Origin of the sequence: Pigmentiphaga litoralis, from assembly GCF_048632615.1 — a bacterium.
In the GTDB taxonomy this organism is placed as follows: Bacteria; Pseudomonadota; Gammaproteobacteria; order Burkholderiales; family Burkholderiaceae_B; genus Pigmentiphaga; species Pigmentiphaga litoralis_B.
Map to the genome: position 1 here is coordinate 2076068 of NZ_CP184479.1, position 21196 is coordinate 2097263.

Here is a 21196-nt window from a genome sequence, read left to right on the forward strand (position 1 = left end):
TCACCCAGGAGACACACCATGACTTCGTTGCGCAACAAAGTACTGCAGGCCACCGCCTGCGCCACCCTCGGCCTGATCGCAGCGGGCGCCGAGGCCCAGGAAAAGATCAAGGTCGGCTTCATGCTGCCCTATAGCGGCACCTACGCCGCCCTTGGCACGGCGATCGAAAACGGCTTCAAGCTGTATGTCGAAGAACAAGGCGGCAAGCTGTCGGGCCGCGAAGTCCAGTACTTCAAGGTGGACGACGAATCGGATCCGGCCAAGGCCACGGCCAATGCCGACCGCCTGATCAAGCGCGACAAGGTCGACCTGCTGGTCGGCACCGTGCACTCCGGCGTGGCCATGGCGCTGACCAAAGCCGCCAAGGACAACGACGTCACGCTGATCGTGCCGAATGCCGGCGCCGATGCGATCACCGGCCCGATGTGCGGACCGGGCGTGTTCCGCAGCTCGTTCTCGAACTGGCAGCCGGGCTTTGCCATGGGCAAGGTCGCCGCCGAAAAGGGCAAGAAGACCGCCGTGACGGTGACCTGGAAATACGCGGCCGGCGATGAGTCCATCGGCGGCTTCAAGGAAGGCTTCGAGAAAGGCGGCGGCAAGGTGCTGAAGGACCTGAACGTGCCTTTCCCCAACGTGGAATTCCAGTCGCTGCTGACCGAAATCGCATCGCTCAAACCTGACGCGGTCTATGTGTTCTTTGCAGGCGGCGGCGCCGTCAAGTTCGTGCAGGACTACGCGGCCAGCGGTCTGGGCAAGACGTCCACGCTGTACGGCGCGGGCTTCCTGACCGACGGCACGCTGCAGGCCCAGGGCGCCACGGCGCAAGGCCTGTTCACCACGCTGCACTATGCCGATGGCCTGAACACCCCGCGCGACACGTCGTTCCGCACGGCCTATGCCAAGTCCTTCAAGATGCAGCCTGATGTGTATGCGGTGCAGGGCTATGACGCGGCACAGATGTATGGCGCCGGCCTGAAGGCCGTGAAGGGTGACTTCACCAAGAAGGCCGACCTGCGCTCGGCGATCCGCGTGGCCAAGATCGACAGCCCGCGTGGCCCGTTCAGCCTGTCCAAGGCCGGCAACCCGGTGCAGGACATGTACCTGCGCCAGGTCGACGGCATGGAAAACAAGCTGGTGAGCGTCGCGGTCAAGGGACTGGCCGATCCGGGCCGCGGCTGCCGCCTCTGATCCTGTCGCACGATCCCTGCAGCACGATGTGCCAGACCTGGCCTGCGCCGCCGCGTGACGTAATGCGTGGCGGCGCGGGCCGGGCCCGACAGCCAGGGCTGCGTTCGCGCGCCCGTGCAATGGACTCACCATGGATGTATCGATCTTTCTGATCCAGTGTCTGAATGCCGTCCAATACGGACTGCTGCTGTTCCTGGTCGCCAGTGGGCTGACGCTGATCTTCGGCGTCATGGGCGTCATCAATCTCGCGCACGGCAGTTTCTACATGATTGGCGCCTACATGGCGTTCGCGCTGTCCCCGCTCGTCCAGGGCGTGGTGGGCGGCGGCTTCTTCACGACGCTGGTGTTCGGCCTGCTGCTGTCGGCGGTGCTCGGCTATCTGCTCGAGTGGGCCTTCTTCAGCTATCTGTACGACCGGGATCACCTGCAGCAGGTGCTCATGACCTACGGCCTGATCCTGGTATTCGAAGAACTGCGCAGCATCCTGGTCGGCAATGACGTGCACGGCGTCAAGGTGCCCGACTGGCTGGCCGGCACGGTCCAGCTGGGCGACGTCATGACCTATCCGGTGTACCGGCTCTTCATCTCGGCCGTCTGTATCGGCGTGGCGCTGCTGCTGTACTTCCTGATCGGCCGCACGCGGCTCGGCATGATGGTGCGGGCCGGCGCCAGCAACCGCGAAATGATCACGTCGCTGGGCATCAACATCAAGCGCCTGTACCGCATCGTGTTCGCGGTGGGCGTGGTGCTCGCGGCGCTGGCCGGCATGCTGGCCGCGCCCATGTCGTCGGTGTACCCGGGCATGGGCAACCATGTGCTGATCATCTGCTTCGTGGTGGTGGTCATCGGCGGCATCGGGTCGATCCGCGGCGCGTTCCTGGCCGCGCTTCTGGTGGGCTTCGTCGATACCTTCGGCAAGGTGCTGTTCGCGGAAGCGGCCGGCGTGGCGGTGTATGTGCTCATGGCCGCCATTCTTCTGTACAAACCCGAAGGCTTGTTCAAGCAAGGCTGATTCCATGCAAAACGCAACTACCCATGCCTTGCCCGCGGCCGTGCCGGCGGGCCTGCCGCAAAGCCACGGCGGCTCGCTGGCCCGGGCCGTGCCGCTGGTCGCGGCCCTGGTGCTGCTGGCCGTCTTCCCGATGTTCGGCGACAGCTATTACACCGGTCTCGTCATCAAGATCATGATCTACGCAGTGTTCGCGCTCAGCCTGGAACTGCTGGTGGGCCAGACCGGACTGGTGTGCTTCGGCCACGCCGCGTTCTTTGGCATTGCGGCCTACACCGCCGCGCTGCTGACGCCGCAGGCGGGTCCGGTGTCGCTGTTCTTCCTGCTGCCGGCCGCCTTGCTTGCAACGGCCCTATACGCCCTGGTGACCGGCGCGCTGTCGCTGCGCACCAAAGGCATCTACTTCATCATGGTGACGCTGGCCTTTTCGCAGATGGCCTACTTCGTCTTCCACGACACCAAGATCGGCCGCGGCAGCGATGGCATCTACCTGTACTTCAAGCCGCTGGTCGAATTCGGGGGATGGTCGCCCTTCAGCCTGGAAGACGCCAGCACCTTCTACTACTTCGTGCTGGGCGCCCTGGTGCTGACCTACGCCTTCCTGGCCATGCTGCTCAATTCGCGCTTCGGCCGCGCCCTGGCCGGCATCCGCGTCAATGAACAGCGCATGCGCGCGGCAGGCTTTTCGACCTTTCCGTACAAGCTGACCGCCTTCGTGATCTCGGGCACCCTGGCCGGCCTGGCAGGCTTTCTGTTCGCGCTGAAAGACGGCTTCGTGAATCCGGAATTCCTGTCGTGGCACCAGTCGGGCGCCGTGCTGCTGATGATCATCCTGGGCGGCATGGGCAGCCTGCGGGGCGCGGTGCTGGGGGCCTTCATCTTCACGATGCTGCAGGAAATCTTCCAGTCGCAGGAGATCTTCGGTGACTTTGCCAGCCACTGGAACCTGAGCCTTGGCCTGGCCATCATCGTGCTGGTCGCGCTGCTGCCGAAGGGTGTGATCGGCCTGCCGGCGCAGCTCGGCGCACGCTTCAACAAGGGGACCCGAGCATGACTGACATTCTTGTCCAGGCCGACAACATCACGCGCCGCTTCGGCGGCCTGACGGCCGTGAATGACGTGTCGCTGACCCTGCAACGCGGACAGGTCCATGCCGTCATCGGCACCAACGGCGCGGGCAAATCGACCCTGGTGCACGTGCTGTCGGGCGAGATCGCGCCCACGTCGGGCACCATCCACCTGGGCGGCCGCGACGTCACCCGCGCCACCCAGCCCGACCGCGCCCGCGCGGGCCTGGGCCGCAGCTACCAACGCACCACCATCTTTCCGCAGTTCAGCGTGTTCGAGAACGCGCGGCTGTCGGCGCAGGGCGGGTATCAGCGCTTCTGGAACTGGTGGTCGCGCGCGTCGACCTGTCCGGATTCGTCGGCGATCGCGGCCGATGCCCTGCGTCTGGCCGGCCTGGACACCGTGGCCGACCGCCCTGCCGGACTGCTGTCCCACGGTCAGAAACGGCAGCTGGAAATCGCCATGTGCCTGGCGCTGCGGCCCAAGGTGTTGCTGCTGGACGAGCCCCTGGCCGGCATGGGAGCCGAAGAAACCGAACGCATGCTGGCGCTGCTGCATACCCTGAAAACCGATCACGCCATCCTGCTGGTCGAGCACGACATGGACGCCGTGTTCCGCGTATCGGACGTCATTACGGTGATGGTGAACGGCAGCGTAATCGCCAAGGGCGCGCCCGAAGCGATTCGCGCCGATCCGCTGGTGCAGACGGCATATCTGGGCGAAACGCATGCCGAGGCGGGTGCTGCTTCAGGTGCTGCCCCTTCCCCATCCGCGCCTTCATTTGCCGTCGGTCATGCCGCGCCCATCCATCAACCTTCAGTGCACTGACCATGACAGCGACAATGACAGCTCCCGCGCCAGCACCGATCATCTCCGCCAGAACCGGCCTGGACACTGGCAGCCCCGCGGTTCGCGGATCCGCCCAAGGGCCGGCAGCAGCCACCGCTGCCGCCGCCCCGCTGATCCAGGCCGACAATCTGCACGTGCACTACGGCGCCAGCCACGTGCTGCGCGGCATCGACCTGACGATCGCACCCGGTGAATCCATCGGCCTGCTTGGCCGCAACGGCATGGGCAAGACCACCCTGATCCGCACGCTGATGGGCCACCTGCGCGCCACGGAAGGCAAGGTGCACATCAGGGCACGCGACTGCACCCGCACCCCGCCTTACGGCATCGCGCAGCAAGGCATCGCCTATGTGCCCGAGGGCCGCGGCATCTTCCCGAACCTGAGCGTGCGCGAAAACCTGCTGGTCGCCGCCCGCGCTGGCGTCAACGGCCAACGCGCCTGGACTTACGATCGTGTGCTGCAGGTCTTTCCGCGCCTGAGCGAGCGGCTTGGCAATGGCGGCAACCAGCTGTCGGGCGGCGAGCAGCAAATGCTGGCGATCGGGCGGGCATTGATGACCAATCCCGACCTGATCATTCTCGATGAAGCCACCGAAGGCCTGGCGCCGCTGATCGTGGCCGACATCTGGCGCATCATCGGCGAGATCCGCAAGACCGGCATTTCGTCATTGATTGTGGATCGCAACTATCGAAGCGTGCTCGAACACACGGATCGTTGCGTGGTGATGGAGAAAGGTCAGTGGGTGTTCCAGGGCGACTCGCGATCGATCGCATCGCAGCCGGATGTGCTGACGCGGTATCTGGGGGTGTAATGGCGTCTTCGTCGGGGCACCAAAGGCCTGCCCAATACGTGAAGATCCAGTGCGCAGGCGGCCCTGATCCTATGCCCTGACGTGCGCGCACCGAGTCGTCACGGGCGGGATCTCGAGCATCAGGTACCGCTGATCTGGCGTCCTCCAGCGGGTATTGTGGATCCGACGCCAGATACCACCTCGGGTGGCATCACCGCGGCGTCTTGAACGCCTGGATCACTTCCGGCTCGACGCGGATGGCGGCTTGCCCGCCACCTTGCCCACTGCCCTGCTGCGACTCGATCGCCGTCTTGGCCGCCAGCGCCGCCGCAGGGCTTGGATAGACCAGCATCGCCATCGACGCCGCGGTGATCAGGCTGTCCACCGCGCCCCCGGTGCTGCTTGCCACCGATGCCGCCTGCGCGGTCGACACGCCGAACAGTTTCAGATGATTCGAGACCAGCACCGGACTTCCGGTGCGCCGGTTCACGGCGACGAGATAGTCGGAAGTCGCGGAGGAGGCCGGCGCGGATTGCGGTGCTATCGCGCCGCTCGCGGCGGCAGTCGATCCGACGCCTGATCCGCTGGCTGATGCCGCCGCCGCGCCTGTCGCGGTACTCGATCCTGTCGCTGGCAAGGTAATCGTGTAATCGCCGATCGTCCCCACCGTCACGGCTGCCGCATTCCCTGCTTCCGAACCCGCCGCCGAGCCCGCAGCCGCCCGCGCCGCCGGATCCGCACTGCCATGCTCGGCCCGCGCGCGCGTCACCACCTGATACGGCGTGCCGCCTACCGTGAAGCTTGCGCCATCGGCTGCATTGATCAGCGTCGCGTCGGCCGCCCCGGCCGGAGCCGCATAGGCTGCCGAATACACTGCCGCTGCTGCCACGGTCACCGCCGCCCGTATCGACGCCCGCACCGCTACCCGCATCGACAACCGCAGTCCGGTCACAGCCCTTGAAGCATTTGTCATGATGACGCTCCTGTCAGATCCTGCAGGGTAAAAATGTGCGTGTGCGCCGGGCTCGTCATCGCCCCGTCACCCGCAACGACCATGACACCAGCTGGCTGGGACTCGTCCCCGACGCCGCCGTCACGTCCACCACCTCCAGCCGCCACGTGCCCTGCGCGTTCTCGTCCAGGAATGCATTGGTCAGCATGCGGTCGGACCCGAACCCTGCCGTCGTCGATCCCGTCAGCGGCCGAATGCCACTGAACGGCCAGACCAGAATGCTGCGCGTGCCGCTGGGCGAAATCAGCGCGACCCGCAGGTTCGCCGGACGGCGATGCGTGGTGGTGAAGGCCACCTGCACACTTTCCACCGTCAGGCTGGCCCCCACCGAAATCGGCAGACTGCCCCCCGTACCTGCCCCATCCCGATAGGGAATCGCCACCGGCGTGGCAGGCGCAGCCGTCTGCCAGTCGATCTGCCGGCGCGGCGCCAAGGGGGTGAAGGAGCGGGCCGCCGCGACCGCGGCCTGCGCATCGACCAGCCCGAATCCGTACGAATTGCTGAACGCCCGCCGCGCGCCATTCACGACCCACGCGTCATCCACCGCAATGCCCTGGAACTGCACCGGCGTGCCCGGATAATCGACGCGCCGCGCCGTGGTCGCCAGCAGATACTGCACTTCCCGCTGCGACAGTTGCGGATTCACTTGCAGCATCAAGGCGGCCACCCCGGCCACCGTCGGCGCCGCCGCCGACGTTCCGTTGAAAATGGCCGTGTAGTTGCATGACGGGTCCAGCGGCGACGGTCCCACCAAATCCAGCGGATTGGCCGGCGTGCCCACGGTACGGTGGTAGCCCTTGTCGCAGCCCGAATAATCGGTGGTCAACAGGGCCGGCTGGTAAGCCACGTCCGCCTGGCCGGGCGCCTGCGCCCGGTTCTCGCCAAATTCGCCGCCCAGCCCCATGACCGCCAGCGACGCGCCCTGCGACGAATACGAGGCCCGCCGGCCCGCTGCGTTGACCGAACCCACCACCGTCATCGACACGAGATTGCTCGACGTTTCCAGATTGGTGTTGCCGCAACTCACGCCCAGGCGCTGCGCCACGCTGCAATCCACGCCGTCGATGGCAAAGAAGCCATTGCCGGCCGACTTCACGTAGATGCCGCCCCGACCCGCCCGCGACGACGCCATGACTTGCTCGCGCGCAGCCAGTTCATCCGCCGACACCACCGCGACTTCCGACAAGTCTTCCCCGTAGCTCAGGTTGAAGACCTGCACCGGCGCGGCCTGCGCCGCACCGCCAAACGACGCCAGTTCGTTGGCCAGCGTCGGTGCTACCAGGAAATTGAAGCCGTGCAGCACGGCTTCAGGCGCCACCCCCGGCCACCCAGCCCGTTCCACGCCCGCGCCGCCACCACACCCGCTACCGACGTGCCATGGTCGCCCCCCGTGCTGGCCGACGTCGGGTCACCCGATCCATTGCGGAAATTGATCGACCCGCCGATCGCCACATTGGCCTGCAGGTCTTCATGACGGATGTCGAGCCCCGTGTCCAGCACCGCCACGCTGACGCCTGTGCCGCGCACGCCCGAGTCGTACAGATTGCCCAGGTTCAGGTCCACACCCGCAACCGGCCGCGTCGACGACAGGGCGTCCTGCCCGGTGTTGAGCAGGTGCCACTGGTAGCGCGCCAGCGGATCTTCGGCGACCACCGAGGGCACCACGGGCAAGGTGACGGGCGGCAGCGTGCCGGGTGGCGTCGCTGCCGCGGCCGGCTCGTCCCCGCCGCCCCCACCGCCGCATCCCGCCAGCAGCAGGGCTGCGATCAGCGCCGAGAACGTGTGGGTGTAAGGGAGATTGGGCCTGCCAGACAGGGGCGGCGGGCACGATCCGCTCGAGGGGTCAGCACGGCGGGGCGAGCCAGGACGGATCGGTATGTCAGACAGGCTACGCGCGCACGACTGTGCAGGCGGACAAGGCAAGCCGGACGACCCTTGGTCGGCCACATCGATTCGAACATGCGTCATCACCTGCCCCCGTCACGCACGCCGTCATGGCAGCGCACTGTCCACCCGCAACAGCGCGGGCGTTCCGAGATATTCCGCGTGCGCGGTGACGCTGGCAAGCGCGGCAGGAAAAGACTTGTGTAACGAGTCGCGAATGCCGGGATCGTGACGTGTCATGGACGGCGGGCTACGTCGTGCGGTCGGGTGGCTACGTCGTGCGGTCGGCTGGCTACGTCGTGCGGTCGGCTGGCTACGTCGTGCGGTCGGCTGGCTGATTAGACCTGACGCCAGGAAAAGCTCGGCGCCCAGGAACTCGCAATGCGACCCTGGGCCGCTCAGCGCACGGTCAGCGCGGTGTCATGAACGCCTGGGTGACTTCCGGTTCAGCTTGCGCGCCACTGCCGCCGGTTTGAATCGCCTGCAGCGCGTTCAGCGCCACTGTCGGGCTGGCGTAAAGCAGCACCGCCATGGACGCGGCGGGTATGGCGACCTCGACACTGCCGCCGGTCTGCCGAGCCACCGCGGCAGCCTGGTCGGACGACACCTTGAAGAGCTTGAGCCGGCGGGACACCAGCGCCGGCCCGCCCGTGCGCCGGTTTACCGCCACCGCATACTCGGACGACGCCGTGGACTGCGTCACATGACCCGTCGTGCCGCCCAAGGTAATGCGATAGTTGCCGATCCGGCCGACCACGGCCGCGGACGCGCCTGTCGCGTCGCGGGTGACCTGCTCGTTGCGGACGCCGCTGCCCGTGGCAGCACCTGGCTCCGCGCGCGCCGCCGTGACCACCTGGTAGGGCGTGCCCCCAATGCTGAATGCGGGTCCGTCCGCTGCGTTGAGCAAGACGGCGTCAGACGCCACGGCGGGCACGGCGCACAGCGCGGCCAGCAGCGTCAGCCACAGCGCAGGCCGCACCAAGGACAGCGCTGCGGTAGCCGCGCGCAGCGAAGCGGGCAAGAAAGAAAGGGGGTTCGTCATGGGTGATCGCTCCTGATTAGCGGCCGGCAATACGCAGCGACCAGTGGGTGAACAGCGCCGTGCTCGATCCGGAAGGCGCCGACACATCGACCACCTCCAGCCGCCACGTGCCCTGCGCCTTCTCGTCCAGAAAGGCGTTCGACCGCATCAGATCGGAGCCAAATCCGGCCGCGGTCGTCCCAGTCAGGGGCTTGAGTCCGCTGAACGGCCACACCAGAATGCTGCGCGTGCCGCTGGGAGAAATCAGCGTCACGCGCAGCTTGGCGGGATCGCGATGGGTGGTGCTGAAGGACACCTGCACGGTTTCCACTGTCAGCGCATCGCTGACCGCAATGGGAATGCTACCTCGGGCGCCCGCGCCATCCCGGTAGGGAATCGCCTCGGGCGACGCCGGCCGCGCCGACAGCCAACTCGATTGGCGGGGCGCGGACAGTCCGCTGCCCTGACGCGCCGCCGCGACGGCGGCGCGGGCGTCGACCAACCCGAAACCAAAGGCGTTGCTGAACGCCCGGCTGGCGCCGTTCACTACCCACGCATCATCGATCACAAGGCCTTCCACCTTGACTGGCGTGCCCGGGTAATTGACGGGGCGCGCCGTGGTGGCCAAAAGGTATTGCACCTCGCGGCGCGTCAGGGCGGGGTTGACCTGCAGCATCATCGCCACCACGCCCGAGACGGTCGGGGCAGCCGCCGACGTACCATTGAACATCGCCGTGTAGTTGCATGACGGGTCGAGCGGCGACGGACCCACCACGTCCAACGCGTTGATCGCTTTTCCGATGCTCCGGTGGTAACCCTTGTCGCAGCCCGACAGATCCGTCGTCACCATGGCCGGTTCGTACAGCAGGTCTGGCAGGCCCGGCAGCCGGTCGCGGTGAACGCCTGCCTCTCCTCCCAGGCCTGCCACCAGCACGGAGGCACCCGGAGTCGAGTACGACGATCGCTTGCCCGCCGCGTTGACCGCGCCCACCACGGTCATGGCCGACAGGTTGTTGAGCGTCTCGAAGTTGCTGTTCGCGCAGCCTACGCCGTAACGTTGGGCCAGCGAGCAATCCACCTTGGCCATCTCCAGGAAGCTATTGCCTGCAGACTTCACGTAGATGCCACCAAGATTGTTCCGGGTCGATGCCAGGAATTGGTCGAACGCCTCGATTTCGTCCAAGGATATCGGGCCGGCGTCCAGCGTTTCAGATCCATAGCTAAGGTTGAACACGTGCGCCGCGGCGGCCTGCGGCGACATCCCCAACGCCAGGACCATGTTGGTCCCGTTTTGCGACTTGATGTAGTTGAAACCCTGAAGCCCTGCTTCCGGCGCAACCCCGCGGCCGCCCAGGCTGTTCCACCCGCGCGCCGCCACGATGCCGGCCACCGCGGTGCCATGATCCGGATCCGACTCGCTTGGCGTGGGATCGCTGGAATTGTTCTGGAAGTTGAGGGACGCCCCCGCCACCACGTTTGCCTGCAGGTCTTCATGGCGGATATCCAGCCCGCTGTCCACGACGGCCACCCGGACACCCGTACCGCGCACGCCCGCGGCATGCAGGCCGTCAAGGTTGAGATCGATGCCGGCCACGGGCCGCGTCGACGACAGTGTGTCCTGCCCGGCATTGGCCAGATGCCATTGGTAAGGGAACAAGGGGTCGGTCAACGTGGTGACCGGCTCGGTGACGGGTGATGTTACGGGTGCGGGATCCGGCGTGGTGACCGGCGTGGCGGCCGAGGGCGGTGCGTCGCTCGTGCTGTTACCCCCTCCCCGCCGCCGCACCCGGCCGCCACCAGCGCCGTCATCATTGCCACCGCCAGCGCCACGGCATCCCGCCTCGGTCGCTGCCTGCCTGTGTCTGTCATCGTCCCGTCCTCTGTCCGCGGGCCGCCTGGACGGCCCGGTAGTCACCTGCACCATGCAGGCAACCTCGGATGGTGCTCAGAGGACATCAACCCAACCAGTTCGTAGACCACACAATTGCCGGAACGATGAGCCTACGGGTCCGGACAGTCTCCGCAGGTACGGGACGACGGGTATTCGGGACCGTGCAACGCGATTCGAACAGCGACCACAGACACATCCAACTCAATCCAGCACAATCCGGTTCGCTTCGATCACCGGCTTCCAGCGCGCGTACTCCTTGTCCATCCACACCTTGAATTCGTCGGGCGTGCTGGCCACCACATCCATCATCTGCTGGCCCAGTACCGTGCGCGTGGCGGGATCGTTGAGGACCGCAACGATTTCGTCGTGCAGCCGCCTGGCGATCGGCAGGGGCAGGCCGGCCGGGGCGACGATGCCCATCCAGGCGCCGGCGTCGATGTCGGTCATGCCTTGCTCGCTCAATGTCGGAATGTCGGGCAGCAAGGCGGACCGTTTGGCGGTGCTGGCGCCGATCACGCGCAGCTTGCCCGCCTTGACCTGCGGAAGCACGGCCAGCGCGGGCAAGACGGCCATGTCGACGTCGCTCGAGATCATGGCCATGACGGCCTGGCTCGAACCGGGATAGGGCACGTGCACGATGCGCGTGCCGCTACGGGCCGCGAGCAGTTCCATCGTCAGGTGCGACAGGGAACCGTTGCCGATGGACGCATAGTTGTATTTGCCAGGCTGACGCTTGAGTTCCGCAACCAGTTCCGACAGCGTGCGGGCAGCCAGTCCGTTGCGCACGACCAGCAGGCTGGTCTGGTTGACGGCCACCGAAATGGGCAGCAGATCGCGCACCGGGTCGTAGGGCATGGACTTGTAGAGCATGCGGTTGTTGACCAGCGGCCCGGCCACGCTGACGCCGATCGTATAGCCATCAGGCGGTGCCTTCGCGACCGCGTTGGTGCCGATCATGCCTGCGCCGCCGCCTTCGTTCTTGACGACCACGGCCTTGCCCAACCGTTTGCTCAGGCCTTCGGCCAGGATGCGTGCAAAGGTGTCGGGCGTGGAAGCGGGGGCGAATGGCGCAATCAGCGTCACGGGGCGGGCGGGCCAGTCGTCGGCATGGGCGGCCGGGGTCAGCGCGACGGCCAGTACGAGCGCGGCCAGGCGGGCGAACGTGTTCATGAAAAGTCTCCTTGGATGTTGTTTTGAGTGGGTGTCATGGCAGCACAGGATGGGACGGCGCCCGGCATGCTGAAACGCGCCGCGGCGCGCGGGGACACAAGCGCGTTGCACCCATACGCGGCTGCGATTCGCCATCCATCCGCAGCCGCGTATAAATCAGCCCAGGAACGCGCCGTCCTGCTGCAAGGTGCGCTGCAGTACCGCCACATCGATATCGCGCGGCCGAACGCCTTGGCGGTGTGCCTGCGCGGCCGCCGTGCCAGCAGCCTGCCCCATCACGAAGCACGCGCCCGACACGCGCGCGGCCGACTGTCCCATGTGCGTCATCGATGCGCAGCGGCCCGCCACCAGCAGGTTGTCGATGCCCTGCGGCACGATCATGCGGTAGGGCAGCTGGTTGTAGCCGCGCACTTCGGGAATGTCGGGGAACTTGAAGAGGACGTCACCGGCCACGTGCGCTTCGATCGGCCACCCATTGACCCCGATGGCGTCGTCGAAGCTCACGCACTGCAGCACGTCTTCTTCGGTCAGCTGATAGCCGCCCACGATGCGGCGGGTTTCGCGCACGCCTACCTGGGGCGCGATTTCCAAGATGTAGGCGTTTTCGAAACCAGGCGCCGTGCTGCGCAGGAACTCGAAGAAATCCACGATCTGCCGGCGGCCTTCCATCTCGGCCCAGCTCAGTTGTTCGGCATTGGTGCAATCGACGGCGGACCCATCCGGCATGGCCAGCTGCGTGACGTTGGCGCGCCATTCCATCGGATTCTTTTGCGGACGGATGATGGGCGTCTTGCGCGGGAACACGCGGCCCTTGGCGATCGCTTCTTCCATCCATCGGCCAAAGTGATTCCATGCATCGCCCGCGCGTTCGGGGTCCACGCCGTTCACTCGGAACATGGTTGATGGATACAACATATCGTGGCCGCCCTCGCCTTTTTCGAACGGCGCGCCGGCCAGGGCGGCCATGTCACCGTCGCCCGAACAGTCGATATAAGTGCGGGCGGTGACCGCGAGGCGGCCCGACTTGGTCTCGATCAGCAAAGCGTCTATCTCGGCGGGGGTGCGCATGATCACGCCCACGGCGCGCGCATGGAACAGCACGGCGGCTCCGCTTGCCTGCACCAGTTGATCGGCTGCGACCTTGAACGCAGCGTTGTCGTAGGCTTGCGCGGCAATCTTGCCCTGGAACATGACGTGCGGTTCGCTCAGCCCGCCCAGGGCCCGCATGCGCGACAGCAGCGCGTCGGCGTCGCCATGCACGACCTGCCGGATCTCGCCGTACACGTTGGCATGCAGACCGCAGAAGTTGGTCACGCCCGCCGCCGTGCCCATGCCGCCCAGAAAGCCATAATGCTCGATCAACAGGGTGCGCTGGCCGGCACGCGCCGCCGATGCAGCGGCGGTCATCCCGGCCGGGCCGCCGCCGAGGACCACCACGTCGAACTCGCCGAACAGGGGCGTCTTGCGGGCGGGCTCATCGATCTCGCGGCGATTGGGGGTAGTGGCCATGCAGTGACTCCAGATAATGGCGGCTCGTTGCCGCGTCGGGGTCATTCTATCTACGCCTGGCGGCGAGCAATTGCTCTATATTGCGAAACCATCTATCGCGATTGTGAACAGATAAAGGCGCATTTATGGACACGCTGGGCAACCTCAGAGCCTTCCTTGCCACCGTCAAACTCGGCAACTTTTCCGAGGCGGCGCGTGAATTGAGCGTGGTGCCGTCGGTCGTTGCAAAACGCATTAATCATCTGGAATGGACGCTGGGCGTGACCCTGTTCCAACGCTCGACCCGCAAGGTGGCACTGACCGAAGCCGGCCATCGCTTCCTGCCCAAGGCCAGTGCCTTGCTTGCGCAGTTCGACGGCATCGTGCGCAGCTTTGAACAGGACACCGGCGCGGTGGAAGGGCATGTGCGGCTGAAGGCGCCAACGTCCGTCACGGTGCTGTACCTGGGCGAGATCCTGGCGCGCTTCAAGAAGGCGTACCCGGCCATCACGCTGGACGTGATGCTGGTGGACCGATCCGTCAATCCGATCGAAGAGAACTACGACATCGCAATCGGCGGCCGCGCAGGCGCCTATGACGGCGTGACCGATGAACCGCTATGCCGGCTACGGCAAGTGCTCTGCGCGGCGCCCGACTATCTGACCACCCAGGGCCGGCCGGCGCATCCGCGCGACCTGCTCGACCACCCTTGCCTGGTCTTCAGTCCGACCGGCAATACCTGGCGGTTCGAAGGGGCGCGCGGGCCGGTCAGCGTGGACGTGCCGGTTGCCTTGTCATCGAATGACAACCACATGCTGTACTCGGCCGCATGCGCCGGCACCGGCATCGCCATCCTGCCGTCGTACGTCGCGCGGCAGGCCATGGTCGATGGCACGCTGGTGGAGTTGCTGGAGGATTTTGCGCTGCAGTCGACCTGGCTCAAGGCGCAGGTGCCCGCGCGCAAAACGGGGCTGCGGCGGGTGCAGGTCCTGCTGGACTGGCTCAGGAACGAGCTGGGGCCGGTGCCGCCGTGGGAAGCGGACCGGACAAGGACCGAGGCAGGCCGGCTTGCCTCGTCGACTGGCGATCCTCAGTAGGCTGAGCAATGCGGCCAGGCCCTTGCCGGCTGATTGCCGCAAAAACAGCAGCCCTGCGCGTCGTCGGTCTGGCCCGCCACGGGAAGGTCAGCCCTGCGCGTCCTCTGCCTTGCCCGCCGCCGGCGCCGTGGCCATGCGCTCGACATATCGCGCGATCATGTCAATCTCGACGTTGACCTTGCGGCCCACACGCAGGTGCTTGAGCGTGGTCACCTCGATCGTGTGGGGGATCAGGTTGATCGACACATCGCAGCCGGCCTGGTGATCGCGCACGCTGTTCACCGTCAGGCTGACGCCGTTGATGGTGATCGATCCTTTGTAAGCCAGGAAACGCGCTAGATCGGCGGGCACGCGCACCACCAGTTCATGCGACTCGCCGACCGGTTCGAATTTCATGACGATGCCCAGGCCATCGACGTGGCCCGACACCATGTGCCCACCCAGCCGGTCGCCCAGCCGCATGGCCTTTTCCAGATTGACGTCGCCTTCGGCGTCGAGTCCCACCGTGCGGTTCAGGCTTTCGCGCGACACGTCCACGACGAAGTGATCGTTGTCGAATTCAACGACCGTCATGCAGGCGCCCTGGATCGCGATCGAATCGCCTAATTGCACATCGGTCAGGTCAAGACCGCCCGACGCGATATCCAGCCGCACGCCGCCTTCGATGTCGCCCCCCTGCGACGCCACGCGCGTGACGCGTCCGACTGCTGCAACGATGCCTGTGAACATGGTCCTGCTCCTGGAATGCTTGATGAATCGGTATGGAAAGAATGTCCTGCCACGATCTGCCGGCTATCGATGCGGTGGCCAACGCAAGCATCGCCAGCGCATCGACACGTGAAGCGCGATAACGAGCGCCGGTCAGTCCGCCGCGACTTCGACCGCCTGTCGCAGCGTCTGCCAGCGTGTGTGCACCTGCGCGCGCACACGCAGGTCGTCACCCAGCTGCCGCACGTCGGCATACCGATAGCGCTGCGCCTGGTCCAGTTGCGTCAGCTCCGGCAGCTTCGCCATGGCGGCGCCCTCGCCCAGCAGCAGCGGCGCCAAATACAACAGCAGCTCGTCGACGCAACCGGTGCGCAGCAACGAGCCATTCAATTTTTCGCCCGCCTCGGCATGCACTTCGTTGATCTCGTGGCGGCCCAGCCATTGCATCATTGCGATCAGATCGACCTTGCCTGCCGCGTCGGGCAGGCAGATCACATCGATGCCCCGGTCGGCCAGCGCGGCGGCCTTGGCCACGTCTTCGCGTGCCGTGAAGATCCAGGTGGGCGCGCCGTCGAGCAACCTGGCGTTCAGTGGCACTTCGAAGCGCGAGTCGAGCAGGATCTTGCGCGGCTGGCGCGGCGTGCTCACGGCCCGCACATTCATTTGCGGATCGTCGGCCAGCACCGTGCCGATGCCGGTCAAGACGGCGCAACTGCGCGCACGCCAGTGGTGGCCGTCGCCCCGCGCATCCGGCCCGGTGATCCATTGCGAGACGCCATTGGGCAGCGCGCTGCGCCCGTCCAGGGACGACGCCATCTTGAGCCACATCCACGGCGTGCCGCGATGCATGCGTGCAATGAAGCCGATGTTCAGCGCCAGCGCGTCGTCCAGCAAGACACCTGCCGTGACCGCAATGCCGGCCGCACGCAAGCGGGCCAGGCCCTGGCCATTCACCTGAGGATTGGGATCGCCCATCGCGATGACCACCCGCGCCGGCGCGGCCGCGACCAGCGCGTCCACGCACGGTGGCGTGCGGCCGTAATGGCTGCAAGGTTCGAGCGTCACATAGACGGTCGCCCCTGCCACCCGTTCGCCCCGCGACTGCGCATCGCGCAGGGCCATGACTTCGGCATGCGGGCCGCCCACGGGCTGCGTGGCGCCTTCACCGATCAGCCGGCCGTTCTGCACGATCACGCAGCCGACACGGGGATTGGGGGTTGTGGTGTAGAGCACGCCTTCGGCCAGCGACAGCGCGCGCCGCATCCACGTCAGGTCGGTAGCCGGGTCGGACATCACGACAAGGCTCATTCGGCGCGCGAGGGTTTCACCACGGAAGGTGGCGCGACGGGCGTCGTTGCCGACGGCGCGGAAGCGGACGCCGGGGGCTTGGGCACGGCGGGCGGGCCCTGCATTTCGCGGACTTCGTCGGCGAAAGCGTCGATGTCTTCGAAATTCTTGTACACCGACGCAAATCGGATGTACGCAATCTTGTCGAGCTTCTTCAGCTCCTGCATCACCAGTTCACCGACGCGGTGCGAGGGCAGCTCGCGCAGGCCACTGGTCATCAGCGCTTCTTCGATACGCGTGACTGCAAGTTCCACGGCATCGGCGCTGACCGCCCGTTTGCGCAGCGCCAGCATCAGGCTGCCGCGCAACTTGGCGGGATCGTATTCGGTACGGCTGCCATTACGTTTCACGACCGCCGGCATGAGCAGCTCGGCCCGCTCGAAGGTCGTGAAGCGGCGATCACAGCTCGTGCAACGCCGCCGGCGCCGGATGGCGTCGCCGTCTTCGAGCACCCGGGTGTCGACCACCTGGGTGTCGTCGTGACGACAGAAGGGGCACTTCATGTGTCAGTCCGGCGCGGGGCGATGGGAACGATCAGCCGTAAACCGGGAACTGCGCGGTCAGGGCATTGACGCGTTCGCGCACGGACGCGATCACGGCTTCGTCGTTCGGGTTGTCCAGCACGTCGGCAATCAGGTGCGCCGTCAGTTCCGCCTCGGCTTCCTTGAAGCCGCGGGTGGTCATGGCCGGCGTACCCAGGCGGATGCCGCTGGTCACGAAGGGCTTTTCGGGATCGTTCGGAATCGCGTTCTTGTTGCACGTGATGTGCGCGCGGCCCAGGGCGGCCTCGGCTTCCTTGCCGTTGATGCCCTTGGAACGCAGGTCCACCAGCATGACGTGGCTTTCGGTGCGGCCCGACACGATGCGCAGACCGCGTTCGACCAGGGTGTCCGCCAGCACGCGGGCGTTTTTCACGACCTGCGCGGCATAGTCCTGGAACGAGGGATCCAGCGCTTCCTGGAACGCCACGGCCTTGGCCGCGATGACGTGTTCCAGCGGACCACCCTGGATGCCCGGGAAGATGGCCGAGTTGATGATCTTTTCGTGCTGCGCCTTGCACAGGATCAGGCCACCGCGCGGACCGCGCAGCGACTTGTGCGTGGTCGACGTGACGAAGTCGGCATGCGGCACGGGATTCGGGTACACGCCGCCCGCCACCAGGCCTGCGTAGTGGGCGATGTCCACCATGAACAGCGCGCCGCACGACTTGGCGATCTCGGCGAAGCGGGCAAAGTCGATCTTGAGCGAATAGGCGGACGCCCCCGCCACGATCAGCTTGGGCTTGTGTTCCTGCGCCAGGCGTTCGACCTGTTCGTAGTCGATCTCTTCGTCGGCGTTCAGGCCGTACGAGATGAAGTTGTACAGCTTGCCCGAGGCATTCACCGGCGAGCCGTGCGTCAGGTGCCCGCCTTCGGCCAGGCTCATGCCCAGCACGGTGTCGCCCGGCTTCAGGACGGCCATGTACACGCCCTGGTTGGCCTGCGAGCCCGAGTTCGGCTGGACGTTGGCGGCTTCGGCGCCAAAGATTTTCTTGACGCGATCGATGGCCAGCTGTTCGACGATGTCGACGAACTCGCAACCGCCGTAGTAGCGCTTGCCTGGATAGCCTTCGGCGTATTTATTGGTGAGCTGGGTGCCCTGGGCCTGCATGACCGCCGGGCTGGCGTAGTTTTCGGACGCGATCAGCTCGATATGCTGTTCCTGGCGTTCGTTTTCCTGCTCGATGGCGGCCCACAAGGCGGGGTCGATCTGGGCGATGGTGACTTTACGGTCGAACATGTAGGTTCCTTCCTGTGCAGAACGAGGGGACCGACCGGGACACGAGGGGAATCCGGCCAGCCGCGAATGTGCGAACACCGTACCGGCAAAACCGGAACGATCGTCGTAACTGCCTACGGCTGCCCAGGCGAACGGCGTGGCGCGGAGTGCACGCAACGATGCCGTGCACTGCCTCGCCAGAACCCTGCGCTTCCTTGTGGTGATCCCACCTAGGGTGGCCAAGTTGCCGTGGCCCTAGAATTCGCCAGTCACGCAGGGAAAGGCAAACTGATTATACCTGTATGTTGCCGCATGTATGTGCCCCCCTGGGCGCTTCGCGCCTCCCCAGGGGCGACGCGGGCGGACTGGCGTAGCCAGATCCGCCGCGTCCTGGGTCTGGGGCCTGTGAGGGTGCAGACGGCGGGGCTGTTGCGGGGATGGTTTCCGACAGGCGCCAAGATCGGCTTAGGCCAGCAATGCATCCGCGCCGTCGTAAAACACCTTTCGCGCATTCGCATCGAAAGGGATCTCCTGTCCCAAGGCTTCCGCCCAGGCCGCCGGCAACGCATGCAATGCCGGGTAGTCCGCGACCTGCTCGAAGTTTGTGCAGGGCCAGTCCGAACCCCACAACAGGCGGTCCGTGCCAAGCAGGGACGCCCACCGGCTTAGCAAGGCAACGGGATCCTGGCCCTGCAGGCGATAGGCGGCGCTGCACTTCACGTACACGGGGTGGCGATCGGCCAGGGCCATGGCGGCGGCGAAGGTGTCGCAGGCGGGGCCGCGCGCGGGGTCGGGTTTGCCGAAATGGTCGAGCACGAGCGGGATGGCGGTGGAGGCCAGGTCAGGCAGGCGATGCAAGGCGGCAGGCAGGCCACCGACATCGCTGTGCACTTCCAGGTGCCACCCGAGCGACGCCACGTGCGCAAGCAACGCGGGCCAGTGCGGGTGCGACCACGACGCATCGTCCAGGCGGCCCGCCATGTTCCAGCGCACGCCGCGCACGCCTGCCGCATGCAGGGACGTAATGACGTCGGCCGGCGTGCCGGGCAGCAGTTGCACGACCCCACGCATGTGCGGCGCGCGGGCAAGCACGTCGAGCAGCGCGCTGTTGTCTGCGCCCAGAAAGCTGGGCTGCACGAGCACGCCGGCGCGCACGCCACAGGGCTCGGCCAGCGCCTGCCATTGCGTAAACGTAGCGGCATAGGCCGGGCGGTAGCGCGCGCCGGGTACGGCGTCGGCGCTGGCGGAAAACACATGGAAATGCGTGTCGATGGAAGGCGACGACACCGAAGATTTGACAACTGCCATGACCGGCCCCTATGCTGCGTCCTCTAGATGACTAGAGCTATCAATGACCGAGTATAACGGTCCGACATCGAGACGTCATGCCCGCACCCTCTTCTTCCCTGCATTCGGACAAGTACACGCAGTCGCAGCCCCTGTGGGCGCGCATCGCGCTGGCCCTGCGCGGCCGCGTGCTGTCAGGCGAATGGAAGGCGGGTGAAGCCATTCCTGCCGAAAGCGCGCTGAGCGAGTTCTATGGCGTGGCCCTGGGCACCATGCGTGGCGCGATCCAGTCGCTGGTCGAAGACGGTCTGCTGGAACGCATCCATGGCCGCGGCACGTTCGTGCGCGGTGGCCTGACCGGCGCAACCATGCTGCGTTTTTTCCGCTTCGGGTCGGCGGAAGGCGACGTGCCGGAGTCACGCATCAAGACCGTCAAGGCGGTCAAGGCGCCTGCGCTTGCCGCGCGTGAATTGCTGCTGGGCGCCGACGATCAGGCGATCTGCATCGAGCGCCAGCGCTGCTGGGGCGGCAAGGTGCAGTTGCTGGAAACGCTGTGGGTGCCGTACGGCCCGTTCAAGGCGCTGCTGGATCTCGACAAGAAGGATTTTTCGCCGCTGATGTATCCCATGTATGCCGAACGGCTGGGCATCACGGTGAACCGCGCGGTGGACGAACTGAGCTTCGACCGGCTGTCGGCGGCGCAAGCGCGCACGCTGGACCTTCCGGCAGGCCACCCGGCGCTGCGGGTCGAACGCGTCGCCTTCGACCTGGCGGGCCGCCGGATCGAATTTCGCGTCACGGTCGGCAATGCCGATCACTTCCGCTACCGGGCCGAGATCCGCTAGCAGGGGTTCGTACTCGGCAGCACCCAGGCAATACACACCGACCGCTATACCGATCACCGCATCACATCACATCGACCGCAAGCCGGTCTCTTCACTCGACCACCGCGGGCCGCAGAGCCTGCACCAGGAGACGCCATGTTCGCCCGTATGACCTCCCTTCCCCGCCTGACCGCCCTTGGCGCGATTGCCGTGTCGTTCGCTGCCGCGGCGCCCGCCGTGGCGCAGCAGGCGTGGCCGACACGCATGCCGATCCGTCTGGTCGTGACCTACGCTCCTGGCGGCGGTGCCGACACCATGGCGCGTCTGATCGCGCCCAAGGTCGGCCAGATCCTGGGGCAGACCGTGGTCGTGGAAAACCGCCCCGGGGGCAGCGGCCAGATCGCCGCCGCCAACGTGGCCCGCAGCGCGCCCGACGGCTATACCTTCATGGTCGACGCCGCGTCGTTCTCGACCAACCCGTCGCTGTTCAAGAAACTGCCCTACGACACCGCGCGCGATTTCACGCCCGTGTCGGTCCTGGCCCGCTTCCCGAACATGCTGGTGGTGACGCCCACCCTGCCGCAGAAGAACGTACAGGAACTGATCCAGGCCATCCGCGCCAAGCCGGAATCGCTGGCGTATGCGTCGTCGGGCAATGGGTCGGCGCAGCACCTGGCGGGCGCCCTGTTCGCGCAGCGCCTGAAGCTGGATCTGCTGCACGTTCCGTACAAGGGGGTGGCCCGGCCATGACGGACGTGATGGCCGGACAGGTGCCGATCTTTTTGCCAACACGGCGTCGGGCCT

18 protein-coding genes, 2 pseudogenes and 1 riboswitch are annotated in these 21196 nt (G+C 66.2%); of the genes and pseudogenes, 8 read left to right on the plus strand and 12 right to left on the minus strand.

The genetic code is table 11. From position 1 onward, the window contains the following. Nucleotides 1-18 precede the first annotated feature (18 nt). From ACNANG_RS09100 to ACNANG_RS09120, 5 genes are all read left to right on the plus strand, one after another. The gene (locus tag ACNANG_RS09100) at nt 19-1188 is read left to right on the plus strand and encodes an ABC transporter substrate-binding protein (protein ID WP_420226925.1); all 1170 of its coding nucleotides are present in this window, start codon (nt 19-21) and stop codon (nt 1186-1188) included. A 130-nt stretch (nt 1189-1318) separates the two neighbouring features. After that, entirely contained in the window at nt 1319-2200 is an 882-nt protein-coding gene (locus tag ACNANG_RS09105) for a branched-chain amino acid ABC transporter permease (RefSeq protein WP_179588943.1), read from the plus strand. A 130-nt stretch (nt 2201-2330) separates the two neighbouring features. After that, nucleotides 2331-3251 carry a branched-chain amino acid ABC transporter permease gene (locus ACNANG_RS09110; RefSeq protein WP_420227493.1) on the plus strand — a complete coding sequence of 307 codons (921 nt, stop codon included), beginning with the start codon at nt 2331-2333 and terminating at the stop codon, nt 3249-3251. Further along, the gene (locus ACNANG_RS09115) at nt 3248-4093 is read left to right on the plus strand and encodes an ABC transporter ATP-binding protein (RefSeq protein WP_420226926.1); all 846 of its coding nucleotides are present in this window, start codon (nt 3248-3250) and stop codon (nt 4091-4093) included. The genes ACNANG_RS09110 and ACNANG_RS09115 overlap by 4 nt, the downstream gene beginning before the upstream one ends. Nucleotides 4094-4107: 14 nt before the next feature. Continuing rightward, entirely contained in the window at nt 4108-4926 is an 819-nt protein-coding gene (locus tag ACNANG_RS09120) for an ABC transporter ATP-binding protein (protein ID WP_420226927.1), read from the plus strand. 190 nt (nt 4927-5116) lie between these two features. Here ACNANG_RS09120 and ACNANG_RS09125 read toward each other — a convergent pair whose 3' ends face one another. The 7 genes and pseudogenes from ACNANG_RS09125 to ACNANG_RS09155 all read right to left on the minus strand — a co-directional run bounded on the left by ACNANG_RS09125 (nt 5117) and on the right by ACNANG_RS09155 (nt 13392). Continuing rightward, nucleotides 5117-5878, minus strand: coding sequence for a hypothetical protein (locus ACNANG_RS09125; protein WP_420226928.1), 762 nt, complete (start codon nt 5876-5878; stop codon nt 5117-5119). A 55-nt stretch (nt 5879-5933) separates the two neighbouring features. Beyond that, nucleotides 5934-6482: a proprotein convertase P-domain-containing protein gene (locus ACNANG_RS09130; RefSeq protein ID WP_420227494.1), complete on the minus strand. Its 549-nt coding sequence runs from the start codon at nt 6480-6482 to the stop codon at nt 5934-5936. Beyond that, nucleotides 6459-7885, minus strand: a pseudogene (locus ACNANG_RS09135) (S8 family peptidase); the annotation flags it as partial. The pseudogene ACNANG_RS09135 and the gene ACNANG_RS09130, both read right to left, overlap by 24 nt. Before the next feature lie 325 nt (nt 7886-8210). Continuing rightward, nucleotides 8211-8843 (minus strand): hypothetical protein, encoded by a 633-nt coding sequence (locus ACNANG_RS09140; RefSeq protein WP_420226929.1) that lies wholly within the window; start codon nt 8841-8843, stop codon nt 8211-8213. 16 nt (nt 8844-8859) lie between these two features. Beyond that, complete coding sequence (locus tag ACNANG_RS09145) at nt 8860-10491, minus strand: S8 family serine peptidase (RefSeq protein ID WP_420226930.1); 1632 nt, start codon at nt 10489-10491, stop codon at nt 8860-8862. A gap of 423 nt (nt 10492-10914) precedes the next feature. After that, a complete protein-coding gene (locus ACNANG_RS09150; protein WP_420226931.1) occupies nt 10915-11883 on the minus strand; it encodes a Bug family tripartite tricarboxylate transporter substrate binding protein in 969 nt (322 codons plus the stop codon). Nucleotides 11884-12039: 156 nt separating this feature from the next. Then, nucleotides 12040-13392, minus strand: a complete 1353-nt coding sequence (locus tag ACNANG_RS09155; protein WP_420226932.1) for an FAD-dependent oxidoreductase — start codon at nt 13390-13392, stop codon at nt 12040-12042. Between the two features lie 125 nt (nt 13393-13517). Here ACNANG_RS09155 and ACNANG_RS09160 point away from each other — a divergent pair, with 125 nt between their 5' ends. Beyond that, complete coding sequence (locus ACNANG_RS09160; protein ID WP_420226933.1) at nt 13518-14468, plus strand: LysR family transcriptional regulator; 951 nt, start codon at nt 13518-13520, stop codon at nt 14466-14468. An 87-nt stretch (nt 14469-14555) separates the two neighbouring features. Here the strand turns inward: ACNANG_RS09160 and ACNANG_RS09165 are convergent, their stop codons facing one another. The 5 genes and pseudogenes from ACNANG_RS09165 to ACNANG_RS09185 all read right to left on the minus strand — a co-directional run bounded on the left by ACNANG_RS09165 (nt 14556) and on the right by ACNANG_RS09185 (nt 19589). Further along, on the minus strand, nt 14556-15197 hold the full coding sequence (locus ACNANG_RS09165) for a riboflavin synthase (RefSeq protein ID WP_420226934.1): 642 nt from the start codon (nt 15195-15197) through the stop codon (nt 14556-14558). Between the two features lie 132 nt (nt 15198-15329). After that, nucleotides 15330-16484, minus strand: a complete 1155-nt coding sequence (gene ribD, locus ACNANG_RS09170; protein ID WP_420226935.1) for a bifunctional diaminohydroxyphosphoribosylaminopyrimidine deaminase/5-amino-6-(5-phosphoribosylamino)uracil reductase RibD — start codon at nt 16482-16484, stop codon at nt 15330-15332. 92 nt (nt 16485-16576) lie between these two features. Continuing rightward, nucleotides 16577-17026, minus strand: a pseudogene (gene nrdR, locus ACNANG_RS09175) (transcriptional regulator NrdR); the annotation flags it as partial. A 31-nt stretch (nt 17027-17057) separates the two neighbouring features. Next, nucleotides 17058-18302 (minus strand): serine hydroxymethyltransferase, encoded by a 1245-nt coding sequence (gene glyA / locus ACNANG_RS09180; RefSeq protein ID WP_420226936.1) that lies wholly within the window; start codon nt 18300-18302, stop codon nt 17058-17060. Between the two features lie 114 nt (nt 18303-18416). Next, nucleotides 18417-18564, minus strand: a riboswitch (ZMP/ZTP riboswitch). A 182-nt stretch (nt 18565-18746) separates the two neighbouring features. Continuing rightward, nucleotides 18747-19589, minus strand: coding sequence for an amidohydrolase family protein (locus ACNANG_RS09185; RefSeq protein WP_420226937.1), 843 nt, complete (start codon nt 19587-19589; stop codon nt 18747-18749). Nucleotides 19590-19666: 77 nt separating this feature from the next. On the opposite strand from ACNANG_RS09185, the gene ACNANG_RS09190 reads away from it, so the two are divergent. After that, nucleotides 19667-20413 carry a GntR family transcriptional regulator gene (locus ACNANG_RS09190; RefSeq protein WP_420226938.1) on the plus strand — a complete coding sequence of 249 codons (747 nt, stop codon included), beginning with the start codon at nt 19667-19669 and terminating at the stop codon, nt 20411-20413. A 135-nt stretch (nt 20414-20548) separates the two neighbouring features. Beyond that, on the plus strand, nt 20549-21142 hold the full coding sequence (locus ACNANG_RS09195) for a tripartite tricarboxylate transporter substrate-binding protein (protein ID WP_420226939.1): 594 nt from the start codon (nt 20549-20551) through the stop codon (nt 21140-21142). The last annotated feature ends 54 nt before the right edge of the window (nt 21143-21196 follow it).

Coding starts and splice junctions, on each gene's coding strand:
- ACNANG_RS09100 (WP_420226925.1), top strand. CDS start 19: ATGACTTCGTTGCGCAACAAAGTACTGCAGGCCACCGCCTGCGCCACC.
- ACNANG_RS09105 (WP_179588943.1), top strand. CDS start 1,319: ATGGATGTATCGATCTTTCTGATCCAGTGTCTGAATGCCGTCCAATAC.
- ACNANG_RS09110 (WP_420227493.1), top strand. CDS start 2,331: ATGTTCGGCGACAGCTATTACACCGGTCTCGTCATCAAGATCATGATC.
- ACNANG_RS09115 (WP_420226926.1), top strand. CDS start 3,248: ATGACTGACATTCTTGTCCAGGCCGACAACATCACGCGCCGCTTCGGC.
- ACNANG_RS09120 (WP_420226927.1), top strand. CDS start 4,108: ATGACAGCTCCCGCGCCAGCACCGATCATCTCCGCCAGAACCGGCCTG.
- ACNANG_RS09125 (WP_420226928.1), bottom strand. CDS start 5,878: ATGACAAATGCTTCAAGGGCTGTGACCGGACTGCGGTTGTCGATGCGG.
- ACNANG_RS09140 (WP_420226929.1), bottom strand. CDS start 8,843: ATGACGAACCCCCTTTCTTTCTTGCCCGCTTCGCTGCGCGCGGCTACC.
- ACNANG_RS09150 (WP_420226931.1), bottom strand. CDS start 11,883: ATGAACACGTTCGCCCGCCTGGCCGCGCTCGTACTGGCCGTCGCGCTG.
- ACNANG_RS09155 (WP_420226932.1), bottom strand. CDS start 13,392: ATGGCCACTACCCCCAATCGCCGCGAGATCGATGAGCCCGCCCGCAAG.
- ACNANG_RS09160 (WP_420226933.1), top strand. CDS start 13,518: ATGGACACGCTGGGCAACCTCAGAGCCTTCCTTGCCACCGTCAAACTC.
- ACNANG_RS09165 (WP_420226934.1), bottom strand. CDS start 15,197: ATGTTCACAGGCATCGTTGCAGCAGTCGGACGCGTCACGCGCGTGGCG.
- ribD (WP_420226935.1), bottom strand. CDS start 16,484: ATGAGCCTTGTCGTGATGTCCGACCCGGCTACCGACCTGACGTGGATG.
- glyA (WP_420226936.1), bottom strand. CDS start 18,302: ATGTTCGACCGTAAAGTCACCATCGCCCAGATCGACCCCGCCTTGTGG.
- ACNANG_RS09185 (WP_420226937.1), bottom strand. CDS start 19,589: ATGGCAGTTGTCAAATCTTCGGTGTCGTCGCCTTCCATCGACACGCAT.
- ACNANG_RS09190 (WP_420226938.1), top strand. CDS start 19,667: ATGCCCGCACCCTCTTCTTCCCTGCATTCGGACAAGTACACGCAGTCG.
- ACNANG_RS09195 (WP_420226939.1), top strand. CDS start 20,549: ATGTTCGCCCGTATGACCTCCCTTCCCCGCCTGACCGCCCTTGGCGCG.